Here is a 10,801-nt window from a genome sequence, read left to right on the forward strand (position 1 = left end):
GAAATGGGAACTTCGTTGGAAGATTTGAAAGTGCTTCGGGCTGCCGAAAGCATTGCCGATGAGATCTGGCGATATGTCGTCCAATGGGATGCCTTTGCGCGCGACGCGTTGGGAAGCCAGCTTGTACGAGCAACGGACTCGATTGGAGCGAATATTGCTGAGTCTTTCGGCCGATTCAACTTCGGCGAAAAGCTACAGTTTCTCTATTACGCGCGCGGCAGCTTGTTCGAGACGAAGTATTGGCTGAACCGAGCGGCTCATCGGGGTTTGCTGCAAAGCAATGTCGCGCAAGATTATTCAAATGCGCTCACGCATCTGGCTCGCCAAATCAATCAATTCGCAAATAGCCTGAAGATGCAGAAGCGTGACGCAAAAAGATCTAAGCCCTCCTTGCGAGAGGAACAAGCGCCATACATCGCCGGACCTGTGGACGAATCGGCCTTAATTTTCGACGAAAAAGACTTTGCATGGATCAAAAGTGATCCGTCACAGTCCAATCTCTAATCTCTAATCTCTAATTCCCAATCCCTGCTCTCCATTCCGGTATGAGTCTAAACGAACTGCAATCCCGCGCCAAACGCAATGAGCCGCTGTCGAAGCACACGACGGCGCGCATCGGCGGCCCGGCCGACCTGTTGATCGAGGTGCGCACCACCGATGAGCTCATCGCTGTGGCCCAACGCGCCGATGAGATGGGACTGCCCTATCTGGTGCTCGGCGGCGGCGCAAATGTGTTGGTGAGCGACGCCGGCGTGCGCGGGTTGGTGATCATCAACCGCGCGCGGGAGGTCAAGTTCAACCTGCGCGGGGGCAGGGCGCGCGTCGAGGTGGATAGCGGCGTGATGCTGACCACGCTGGCGCGCGATTGCATCGAGCGTGGGCTGGCCGGCATGGAATGGGCCGTCAGCGTCCCAGGCACGGTAGGCGGGGGCGTGATCGGCAACGCCGGCGCGCACGGCGCAGACATCGCCAGCAACCTGAACTTGGTGCGCGTCATGCGACGCGGCCAGCCGCCGGAGTACTGGACGCCGCGCCAGTTGCAGTTCGGCTATCGCACCAGCGCGCTCAAGCGCTATGCGCCGGCCAACCGGCCGATTGTGCTCAGCGCCACCTTTGACCTCAAGCTGGACTATCGCGGGAATCTGGAGCGCCGGGCGAACGAATTCATCGCCAAACGCAAAGCAACGCAACCGTCCGGCGCGTCGATCGGCAGCATGTTCAAGAATCCCGAAGGCGACTATGCCGGCCGCTTGATTGAAGCCTGCGGGCTGAAGGGCAAACGCATCGGCGGCGCCATGATCAGCGACAAGCACGCCAACTTCTTCATCAACGCCTCCGGCGACGCCCGCGCCAGCGACGTGAAGGCATTGATTGACCTGGCGCATGATGCCGTGCTGCAGCGCTTCGGCGTGGACTTGGAGCTGGAGATCGAGTTGGTGGGTGAGTGGTCGGCCGCAGCGCTAGGCGCAGGGAAGCTGCGCGGCGGCAGCCAAGCGTCTGAAATTGAACATGAGTGATTCCCCCTTGCCCAAGGCCCAAAACCACTCAGGGCTTGCGACGCGCGGCGCAAAGCTCAAAGTGGCCGTGCTATACGGCGGCCAATCCGGCGAGCACGACGTGAGCCTGATGTCGGCGGCATCGGTCATGCAGGCGTTAGACGGCCGCAAGTACGAAGTCACGCCGGTGTTCATCAGCAGAGCGGGTGAGTGGACGATCCCGCTGGAAGATCTGCGCAAGTTCGACGTGGTCTTTCCGCTGCTGCATGGCCCGATGGGCGAGGACGGCAGCGTGCAGGGCTTGCTCACCCTGATCGGCGTGCCCTTCGTCGGCGCCGGCGTGGTCGGCTCGGCGGTTGGGATGGACAAGGTGATTTTCAAGGATGTGATGCGCGCGCATGGGTTACCGGTGGTCAATTACATCGTTGCGCGCCGGCACCAGTGGCTATCGGCCCCGGAGCATGTTGAGCGCGCGGTGCAGACGCAGCTCGGCTTCCCGTGCTTCGTCAAGCCGGCCAACATGGGTAGCAGCGTCGGCATCACTAAGGCCAAGAACGTCCAGCAGTTGCATGCGGGCATGGCCGAGGCGCTGAAGTGGGATCGCAAGGTGCTGATCGAGCAGGCGGTGCCACATGCGCGCGAGCTAGAGGTGAGCGTGCTGGGCAACGACGATCTGCAGGCGTCAGTCGTCGGCGAAATTACGCCCAGCCGCGAGTTCTATGACTACGCCGCCAAATACCTGGATAAGGGTGAGGCGGCCTCTGGCCTGCATATTCCGGCGCCCATCCCGGATGCACTGGCGCAGCGGATCCGCGAAATGGCAGTGAAAGCGGCCTTACTGACCGATGCGCGCGGCATGGCGCGCGTGGACTTTTTGATGAACGGCGAGAGCAGGGAGGTGTTCATCAACGAGATCAACACCATCCCCGGCTTCACCGACATCAGCATGTATCCGAAGCTGTGGGCGGCCACCGGCATCCCGTATAGCGAGCTGCTCGACCGACTGATTGCGTTGGCGATGGAGCCATGAAGGAGATGTTGAACTACCGACCGCCGCGAGACCGCAAGCCGGCGTCGTGGACGCGCTTCGATGTGGCGCTGGCGCAGCGGGCCGAGCGGCGCTGGGCCCGCCGGTCGCAAACGCTCGCTGCTGTCGTATGCGTCGCCGGAGCGATGCTCGGCGCGCAGTGGTATAGCGGCGAGAGTTGGCGCATCGGCGACATCACGGTACAGAACAACGACGGCGTGCCGGTCGAGGCGATTATCGGCGCCAGCGGGCTACAGGGCGAACACTTCCACTTCGCCAACCTGGACGCAGCGGCTAAAGCAGTGGATGACCTGCCGGGCGTGGAAGCAGCGTCGGTCACATGTCGTTGGGAGTGGCGCGTCCAGTGCGTGATCACCGTTCAACCGGCGCGCCCGATGGCGTTGTGGCAAAGCCGGGACGGCCAGGTATGGAACGACCTCGAAGGCAGGGTGCAGGTGGCGCGGGCAGACATGCCGGCCCAGCTCTTCATCCGCGTCGAGGATGGCGCGCTGCCGCCGCCGGGCAGCCGGCTTAATCCGCGCCTGTTGCGCGCCCTGAACGAGCTGATCGCTGCGCAACCCAACGTGACGCGCTATGCGTACTCGTCGCAGTTTGGCCTGATGTGGGTCAACGATCGCAAGTGGCGCGTGCGGCTGGGCGATGCACCCTATGACGGCGCGATGAGCGACAAGTTGCGCCTGGCGCGCGCGTTGCAACAGCAATTGGTGGATAAGGGCATCGAAGCGCGAGTGTTGGATGTGCGTTTCGTGGAGGCGCCGTACTACATCCGGTGAGATGGGAGGCGGGCCACGCACAAAAGGCTGATGGCAGGTTCTGAATCGTAGACGCAAGTTTCGCGGCGCTCGACTATCACAATACATGGCAGAACCGAAGACGATCACCGTTTTGGACATCGGCAGCACGAAGGTCGTGGCGCTGGTGGGCGAGACCGCTGACAACGAGGCCGGCTTCACGATCATCGGCGTGGGCATGGCGGTCGCCCGCGGCATCCGGCGCGGCCAAATCATCAACGTGAGCGACGCCACAGCGTGCCTGAAGGAGGCGTTAGCCGGCGCGCAAGCCTCCTCGGGGATGAAGGCATCGCACGTGCTCATGTCCATCAGCGGCAACCATATCGCTTCGCAGAACAGCCAGGGCGCAGTCGCCATCGGCCGAGGCGACCAGGGTGTGTCGTTCGACGACGTCAATCGTTGCCTGGAATCGGCGCAAGCCATAGCCGTGCCGAACAACCGCGAGATCCTGCACGTGATCCCGCGGCACTTCCGAGTAGATGATCAGGATGGCGTACGCAACCCGATCGGTATGCTGGGCTTCCGGCTAGAGGCGCAGGCCCACATCATCACCTGCGCGACGACGGCGATGCAGAACCTGCTCAAGTGCGCGCACATGGCCGGCGTGGACGTGAGCGAGTTCGTGCTCTCGCCGCTCGCTTCAGCCGAGGCCGTGCTCACCCCGACTGAACGCGAGATGGGCGCAGTATTGGTGGATATTGGCGGCGGCACTACGGGCATCGCCATGTTTATTGACGGATCGGCATGGCATACCAAAGTGCTTGAGGTGGGCGGGGCGCACTTCACCAGCGACCTGGCTCAGGTGCTGCGACTACCGATGGACGCCGCCGAGCGCTTGAAAGTGCACTACGGGCACGCCCATCCGCCCGATGTGCCGGGCGATCAGGTTTGCGACGTCCAGGGGTTTGGTGATGAGCCGCTCGTGCGCGTCTCCAGGCGCGAAGCTGCGGAGATTCTACGCGCTCGCGCCGACGAGCTGTTCGGCTTGATTGAACAGGAGATCAAGCGCAGCGGTTATGACGGCCTGTTGCCGGCCGGACTCGTGATCACAGGAGGTGGTTCGCTCTTGCCAGGCTTGAGGGAGTCGGCGCGCGAGACAACGGGGCGACCGGTTCGCTTGACGCGCCCGATGAATTTGTATGGCTTGGTGGACAACTTGCAGTCTCCGGCCTTCTCGACCGCGGTTGGAATGCTGCATTGGGGATTACAGGGCGTAGTTGCCAAGCCCAGCAAACGCCGACGTTTCAACCCTCGCTTGGACTTGCCAGGGTGGTTGAGGAATTTGTTACCGGATTGAACTGAAGGGCAGTCCTCTGGACCGCGTTGCGTGGAGTGTCCGGACCGGCTGCACGCGACATCGCGCGCACGCAGGATAACCCGGGCATTCCTTGGCTTAAAACTCTCGATGTTTGGAAAAGCTGTGGATAAACTGCTTGACACTGTGGATAAGCAGAATAAAATCTGTGAACTACTTGTGAGCAAGCGGGAACATTCGCAGCGGTAATGGAGGAAGCATTCCTATGAATCTACAACCAGAAGAGCATTGGACGGACATGCGTGCCGAGTCACCTGCTCAAATCAAAGTCGTCGGCGTCGGCGGCGGCGGTCAAAATGCGGTCAATCGGATGATCGCCGAGGGCCTCGCCGGCATTGAGTTCATCGCCGTCAACACCGACCAGCAAGCACTGATGCTCAGCCATGCCCCCATTCGCGTGCGCATCGGCGAGAAGGTGACGCGCGGCCTCGGCGCGGGAAGCAACGCCGAAATTGGCGAGAAAGCCGCGGAAGAGTCGGCCGACGAGATTTACAGCTTGCTCAAGGGAGCCGACATGGTCTTCATCACATGCGGCATGGGCGGTGGCACGGGCACCGGCGCAGCGCCCGTCATCGCGCGCATCGCCAAAGAGCTGAACGCGCTCACCATCGGCGTAGTGACCAAGCCTTTCTCGTTCGAGGGGACGCCGCGCATGCGCACGGCTGAAGCCGGCATCGAACGGCTGAAGGAGCACGTGGACACGTTGATCGTAATCCCGAACGACCGCTTGCTGGACATCGTTGGCCAGAAGGCCACCCTACAACAAGCCTTCCGCACAGCCGATGACGTGTTGCGTCAGGGTATCCAGGGCATCAGTGAGGTGATCACCGTCCCTGGGCTGATCAACCTCGACTTTGCAGATGTGCGCACGATCATGTCCGAGGGAGGCGCCGCGCTCATGGCGGTGGGCACGGCCAGCGGCGAAGGGCGGGCGCGCGCGGCGGCCGAGCAAGCGATTACGTCTAATCTGCTGGATGTGACCATTGACGGCGCGCGCGGTATTCTCTTCAACATCACCGGCGGCCCAGATCTCAGCCTGTTCGAGGTGAACGAGGCAGCCATGATTATCAAGTCGGCGGCCCACCCCGACTGCAATGTGATCTTTGGCGCAGTGGTGGACGAGAACATGAAAGATCAAGTGCGCATTACGGTGATTGCCACCGGCTTCGACCACCAAGGCAACGTCCCGCGCCGGATGATCCGCCCAAGCAGCGCAGCAATGCGGACCGCCGCAGCCAATTACGCATCGTCCTCACTCAACACAGACGCATCGCGCAGCGAGGCCGAGCCTTCGCTGGCCCGCGCGGCTCAGTTCGACCCCGATAATCTGGAGCTTCCTTCTTTCTTGCGACGGCGATAGCTTGAGCACGTCGAAGCGACATCGGCGCTCATCCATGGCAGCGACAGGGTGATTTGCCTTCACGCGATCACTCTGTCGCCGTTCGGATGACCTGTCGTCAGCCTTAAATTTCCCGTCCCCCGTTGACTTTGAGCGAATGGGTCCTTAGAATTGGCGTTCCCCTTTCGGCTATATATGGGGCAGAGCAAATGTTCTAACGCCAGATATGGCACGGATGAGTTATGAAATGTCCAAGCTGCGCTTCTGGTGATACCCATGTTATTGACACGGTGCGTGAACCTTCGGGGGGAATACGCCGCAGGCGCAGTTGCAGGGCATGTGGCCATCGCTTCACCACCATCGAACGTGTGCTTGAAACGACCCCTCTGGTCGTCAAGCGCGGCGGTCGGCGCGAAGCGTTCAACCGCGATAAGATTCTCGAGGGGGTGCGCATCGCCTGCGCCAAGCGGCCGGTTGCTGCGCAAGATATCGAGCGGTTGGCCAGCCAGGTCGAGGCGCAGGTGTTTGCCATGAACGTCAGCGAGGTGCCCGCGCGCGCCATCGGTGACATGGTGCTGCAGGGTTTGCGTGAGCTGGACGAAGTAGCCTACATCCGTTATGCCATCGTTTATCTCAATCTGAAAGACCTTGAAAGTGTAAAAAACGAGATCGAACGGCTCCTAGCAGAGCGTTAGCTAGGACCGTCATCACTCAGGTGTCATCACTCGAATCAGGTGTCAACATGAAGATCACACGACGATTTACCCGAGCCGGCGAGAGTCCATACGCAGACATCCAGTTCGTTAAGCGTAGTTCTGTCATTCGCAATCCCGACGGCTCGGCGGTGTTCGAGATGCACGATATTGATGTGCCGGAGCACTTTTCGCAGGTGGCCACCGACATCCTGGCACAAAAGTACTTTCGGAAGGCAGGCGTACCCAGCGCCACCGTGCGCGTGCGTGAGCGTGGCGTACCCGATTGGTTGCAGCGCAGCATGCCGGCCAAAGGCGCAACGCTCGACCACGGTGAACGCGACAGCAGGCAGGTGTTCAACCGCATGGCCGGGTGCTGGACCTACTGGGGGTGGAAACACAAATACTTCGACACCGAAGATGACGCTCGCGCTTTCTACGACGAGCTGTGTTACATGCTGGCCAAGCAGATGGCCGCGCCGAACAGCCCGCAGTGGTTCAACACTGGCTTGCACTGGGCTTACGGCATCACCGGCCCGTCGCAGGGGCACTATTACGTTGACCCGCAAACCGGCAAGGCGAAGCGCTCCGAGGATGCTTACACCCACCCACAGCCGCACGCGTGCTTCATTCAGTCTATCGAGGACGACCTGGTCAATGAGGGCGGCATCATGGACCTGTGGGTGCGCGAGGCGCGCATCTTCAAATACGGCAGCGGCACGGGCACCAATTTCTCCAAGCTGCGCGCCGAGAACGAGCCGCTGAGCGGGGGCGGCAAGTCATCCGGCCTGATGAGCTTCCTCAAGATCGGCGACCGCGCCGCCGGCGCAATCAAGAGCGGCGGCACCACGCGCCGCGCGGCCAAGATGGTCATCCTGGACGTGGATCACCCCGACATCGAAGCTTTCATTGACTGGAAGGTGATCGAAGAGCAGAAAGTGGCGTCGCTGGTGACCGGCAGCAAGCTCAACAACAAGCACCTGAACGCCATCATGCGGGCTTGCCACGAATGGGAGGACCCGGCGACGCGCTTCGATCGCAAGAAGAACACCAAGCTGGCGCAGGCCATTGCCGAGGCGCGCCGGGCGCTCATCCCGCAAAACTACATCGAGCGTGTGATCCAATACGCACAGCAGGGATACACCGGCATCTACTTCCCGGAGTATGACACCGACTGGAACAGCGAAGCCTATGCGACCGTCAGCGGCCAGAACAGCAATAACAGCGTGCGCGTCACCAATGAATTCATGCGAGCGGTGATCGAGGACAAGGCATGGGGGCTGATCTGGCGCACAGAGATCGAGAAGGCAAAGAAAGAAGGCCGCGCGCCCAAGCCCAAGCGCATGGTGAAGGCGCGCGAGCTGTGGCGCAAGATCGCCGAAGCGGCCTGGCACTGCGCCGACCCGGGCATCCAGTACCACACCACCATCAACGAGTGGCACACCTGCCCGGCGGATGGTGAAATCCGCGGCAGCAATCCGTGCTCGGAATACATGTTCCTCGACGACACCGCCTGCAATCTGGCCTCACTGAACCTGATGCGTTTCTACGACGTCGAAAGCGGCCGGTTCGACATCGAAGCCTATCGCCACGCCGTCCGGCTATGGACGATCGTGCTGGAGATCAGCGTGCTGATGGCCCAGTTCCCCAGCCGGCGCGTGGCCGAGCTGAGCTACGAATTCCGCACGTTGGGCCTGGGCTACGCCAACCTGGGCGCGCTGTTGATGGTGATGGGCGTCCCATACGATAGCGCGCAGGGCCGTGCCATCGCCGGCGCGCTGACCGCCATCATGCACTGCCACGCCTACGCGACCAGCGCAGAAATGGCTGCCGAGTTGGGGCCGTTTCCCGGCTATGCGCGCAACCGCGAACACATGCTGCGGGTGATCCGCAACCATCGCCGCGCCGCCTACAACGCGCCGGCGGGAGAGTATGAGGGCTTGAGCATCCCGCCGATGGGCATTGACCCCGCGCATTGTCCGCCCGACCTGCTGAAGGCGGCGCGCGAGGACGCCGACCGCATGTTGGCGCTGGGCGAGCAGTACGGCTACCGCAACGCGCAGGTCACGGTCATCGCGCCGACGGGCACGATCGGGTTAGTGATGGACTGCGACACCACCGGCATCGAGCCGGACTTCGCGCTGGTGAAGTTCAAGAAGCTGGCCGGCGGCGGCTACTTCAAGATCGTCAACCAGAGCGTGCCGCCAGCGCTGCGCCGGCTGGGCTACAGCGAGGCGCAGATCGCGGACATCGTGAAATACGCCGTCGGGCACGGCACGCTGGCCGGCTGCCCGTTCATCAACCCCGAATCACTCAAGGCGCGCGGCTTCACCGACGAAGCGTTGGCCAAAGTCGAGGCGGCGCTGGCCACAGCCTTTGAGATCCAGTTTGCCTTCAACAAGTGGACGCTGGGCGAAGACTTTTGCCGGAATGTCCTCGGCTTCAGCGATGCGCAATTGAACGACTACAAGTTCAACATGTTGCAGGCGCTCGGCTTTAACAAAGCCGAGATCAGCGCGGCCAACGACTACGTGTGCGGCACCATGACCCTGGAGGGCGCGCCGCACCTGAAGGCCGAACACTTGCCGGTGTTCGACTGCGCCAACAAGTGCGGCAAGTATGGCAAGCGCTTCATATCTCCCGAGGGCCACATCCTGATGATGGCCGCCGCTCAGCCGTTCCTCAGCGGCGCCATCAGCAAGACCATCAACCTGCCCAACGAGGCGACGGTCGAAGACATTGCAAACGCTTATATGCTGTCCTGGAAAGTCGGCACCAAGGCCAATGCGCTTTATCGCGATGGATCGAAGCTCAGCCAGCCGTTGAACACAAGCAGCGACGAGGAGGAAGAAGCCGCCGCCGAGTTGGTGAGCGAGGCGAGTCAGCAATTGCCGGTGACGCCGCAGCAACAGCAGGTGATCGAAAAAGTCGTCGTGCGCTATCTGGCCAAGCAGCGCCGCCTGCCCAACCGGCGCGCCGGCTACACACAAAAGGCGAAGATCGGCGGCCAGAGCATCTTCCTGCGCACCGGCGAATACGAAGACGGCACGCTCGGTGAGATCTTCATTGACATGCACAAAGAAGGCGCCGGCTTCCGCAGTTTGCTCAACTGTTTTGCCATTGCGGTGTCGCTCGGCCTACAATACGGCGTGCCGCTCGATGAGTTCGTGGATCAGTTCGTGTTCACCAAGTTCGAGCCGTCCGGCGTCGTCACCGGCAACGATCACATCAAGATGGCCACCAGCGTGATTGACTACATCTTCCGTGAGCTGGCCATCACCTATCTCGGTCGCGAAGACCTGGCCCAGGTCGGCGCGACGTCGGAGGTGCCTGAGCCGGAATATCTGGACGAAGAAGTGATCAGCGAACGCGCGGTGCCGCCCACCCAGTTGCGCTTGCCCAGCCGCGCCTTCAGCGATGAGACGGCGCAGCAGAACGGCCACACGCGCCTTGCCGCGCACAGGGCCGCCGACAACCACCCAGCCGGTTTGCAGGCTATCAAAAGCGGCGTAGCCACCGGCCTCGCCGCCGACGCCAGCCGCAGCGAGAAGGCGCGGCTCGCGCGCCTGAAGGGCTACGAAGGCGACCCATGCCCAGAATGTGGCGCATGGACGCTGGTGCGCAACGGGACCTGCCTGAAGTGTGAAACTTGCGGCAGCACGACTGGCTGTTCGTAGTCGTTGGCGCGCCTGGGCGAGAAGTCGTCCCTCAATAGCGCGGCATGGTCATTTTGATGGAGAGGTGATAGCCGAATGCTGAGCGTTGCCCTGCACCGCTTGGATAATCCCGAAACGTGCGCCCGCAACAAGGACGAAATCACACATCTGCTGTCACAGCGTCCAGGCGCGGATGATGGAATCCAGGGTAGAAGGAAGTCCCTGCTCAAACGGCGGTGCAGCATTTGATGCTTAACCCGCATACCCCTTTGTTGAAATCGCTGATATTGCTCAGTTGAAAACCTTCAGACACAAGCGATGAGCGTTGTAAACGACAGACTTGACGCGGCCTTCACGGTTTTGGCAGGCCGGCTTAACCGAGCGAACCGCATCACCGAATTTGCGTAGTGGACGGTTTCGTTCTTCCAACGCCGACCGAACAAGCCGTCCAGACGCGCATGCGA

At 61.6% G+C, this 10,801-nt stretch carries 8 protein-coding genes; all 8 read left to right on the top strand.

Annotation, left to right across the window (positions count from 1 at the left end; all coding sequences use genetic code 11):
• Nucleotides 1-3: 3 nt before the first annotated feature.
• The 8 genes from GXH28_RS13765 to GXH28_RS13800 all read left to right on the top strand — a co-directional run bounded on the left by GXH28_RS13765 (nucleotide 4) and on the right by GXH28_RS13800 (nucleotide 10,358).
• Nucleotides 4-504, top strand: a complete 501-nt coding sequence (locus tag GXH28_RS13765) for a four helix bundle protein (protein WP_169239606.1) — start codon at nucleotides 4-6, stop codon at nucleotides 502-504.
• Between the two features lie 41 nt (nucleotides 505-545).
• Nucleotides 546-1,517, top strand: a complete 972-nt coding sequence (gene murB / locus GXH28_RS13770; RefSeq protein ID WP_169239607.1) for a UDP-N-acetylmuramate dehydrogenase — start codon at nucleotides 546-548, stop codon at nucleotides 1,515-1,517.
• Nucleotides 1,510-2,526 (top strand): D-alanine--D-alanine ligase family protein, encoded by a 1,017-nt coding sequence (locus GXH28_RS13775; protein WP_169239608.1) that lies wholly within the window; start codon nucleotides 1,510-1,512, stop codon nucleotides 2,524-2,526. Before murB ends, GXH28_RS13775 begins: the two co-directional genes overlap by 8 nt.
• A complete protein-coding gene (locus tag GXH28_RS13780) occupies nucleotides 2,523-3,317 on the top strand; it encodes a cell division protein FtsQ/DivIB (RefSeq protein WP_169239609.1) in 795 nt (264 codons plus the stop codon). Before GXH28_RS13775 ends, GXH28_RS13780 begins: the two co-directional genes overlap by 4 nt.
• A gap of 85 nt (nucleotides 3,318-3,402) precedes the next feature.
• Nucleotides 3,403-4,632, top strand: a complete 1,230-nt coding sequence (gene ftsA / locus GXH28_RS13785; RefSeq protein ID WP_169239610.1) for a cell division protein FtsA — start codon at nucleotides 3,403-3,405, stop codon at nucleotides 4,630-4,632.
• 223 nt (nucleotides 4,633-4,855) lie between these two features.
• Entirely contained in the window at nucleotides 4,856-6,010 is a 1,155-nt protein-coding gene (gene ftsZ / locus GXH28_RS13790; RefSeq protein WP_206156856.1) for a cell division protein FtsZ, read from the top strand.
• Nucleotides 6,011-6,231: 221 nt separating this feature from the next.
• Nucleotides 6,232-6,684 (top strand): transcriptional regulator NrdR, encoded by a 453-nt coding sequence (gene nrdR, locus GXH28_RS13795; RefSeq protein ID WP_169239611.1) that lies wholly within the window; start codon nucleotides 6,232-6,234, stop codon nucleotides 6,682-6,684.
• 47 nt (nucleotides 6,685-6,731) lie between these two features.
• Entirely contained in the window at nucleotides 6,732-10,358 is a 3,627-nt protein-coding gene (locus tag GXH28_RS13800; RefSeq protein ID WP_169239612.1) for a vitamin B12-dependent ribonucleotide reductase, read from the top strand.
• Nucleotides 10,359-10,801: the final 443 nt, after the last annotated feature.

This window comes from Candidatus Roseilinea sp. NK_OTU-006 (assembly GCF_012931985.1).
In the GTDB taxonomy this organism is placed as follows: Bacteria; Chloroflexota; Anaerolineae; order J036; family Brachytrichaceae; genus JAAFGM01.